The organism is Flavobacterium sp. UGB4466 (assembly GCF_903469665.1).
Taxonomy (GTDB): domain Bacteria; phylum Bacteroidota; class Bacteroidia; order Flavobacteriales; family Flavobacteriaceae; genus Flavobacterium; species Flavobacterium lipolyticum.
In genome coordinates this window covers 1-908 of record NZ_CAGKLC010000248.1, presented here as the reverse complement: position 1 = coordinate 908, position 908 = coordinate 1, and the positions used below count along the sequence as shown (strand labels likewise).

Here is a 908-nt window from a genome sequence, read left to right as displayed (position 1 = left end):
CCTATGAACTCGATGTTGCCATCGGGTAGCCAACGACCCAAATCGCCTGTTTTGTACAGACGTTCTCCTGCTTTAAAAGGATTTGCTATAAACTTCTCTTTGGTTAACCCTTCCTGGTTTAAATAACCTCTGGCCAAACCGTTTCCACTTATGCAAATCTCTCCGACTACTCCTATCGGCTGTAATTCCTCTTTGCAGTTTAAAATGTAGAGCTCTGTATTAGAAATTGGTTTACCAATCAGATCAAGATCATCTTTATCTACTCTGAAAACTGTCGTGTAAGTTGTGTCTTCAGATGGTCCGTACAAGTTTCGTATCTCTTTTACTTTTCCTTTTAACTCTTTCTTATAATTAGAAGGAATCGGCTCTCCGGCCATATTTAATACCGAAACAGACTCAAAACTCATCCCTTGCTGAAGCAATGCCCCCACAACACTTGGAACCGTATTAATCAGAAGTTTTTTCCCTGAATTTAAATTCCCAGGGATCGATAAGCCATCTTTAAGAACCTTCAACTCCTTACCTCTTGTCAGCGGATGAAAGATCTCAAAAACCGATAAATCGAAATTCAGTGAGGTGGTGAATAAAACGGTGTCAAAATCAGAGTTTTTAAATTCATCATGACTCCATTGAATAAAAGAATATGCATTCTTATGCTCAATCATGACTCCTTTCGGATTTCCTGTCGAACCTGAAGTATAGATCACATAAGCCAAATGATCGCTTTTAGCCGTGCGAGTCTCTAAGTCTTTAGCATAACGTTCCTGGTTTTCTTTGAACTTGTTTAACTCTTGCTCATCCAGACAAACCTTGCACTGAGTATCTTCTTTTATATAGTCTATTCTTTCCTCAGGGTATTGCGGATCAATAGGAACATAAGCTCCTCCCGATTTTAACACACCCAGTAT

Annotated in this window: 1 protein-coding gene; it reads right to left on the bottom strand. The window is 39.2% G+C overall.

All coding sequences use genetic code 11. The features are described 5' to 3' along the window. Positions 1 to 908 (bottom strand): AMP-binding protein (locus JO950_RS21910; protein ID WP_202704540.1); only part of this gene is annotated, 908 nt, incomplete at both ends.